Genomic DNA, 239 nt, shown 5'->3' with positions numbered 1-239 from the left:
GGTAAGGCGTAATTAACTCAAGTAGCGCATCGGGATCAGCATCAATCTTCTTGTGCAGAACTTTATTGCCAAGTGAATCGAGAATACAGACGTAAAGTAGGCGAGCATGCAGATCAATGCCACAGTAATAGTTAAGCTGCTTGTTATAGAATCTCATAGAGTCTTCTCCGTTTTGGTTTCGTCGCCTTCCAGCTTAGTCGAGAGGCTAAGTTGGAGGAGGAGGCTCAATGAGTATCAAA

The 239-nt window shown here is 43.9% G+C and carries 1 pseudogene; it reads right to left on the bottom strand.

Annotation, left to right across the window (positions count from 1 at the left end):
* Positions 1-157: pseudogene (locus SU60_RS22340) on the bottom strand (IS110 family transposase); the annotation flags it as partial.
* Between the last annotated feature and the right edge of the window lie 82 nt (positions 158-239).

This window comes from Vibrio mytili (assembly GCF_000830505.1).
GTDB classification, from domain to species: Bacteria; Pseudomonadota; Gammaproteobacteria; order Enterobacterales; family Vibrionaceae; genus Vibrio; species Vibrio mytili.
Note: the sequence above shows the minus strand (reverse complement) of the source record. Positions and strands in the feature narration are given on the sequence as shown.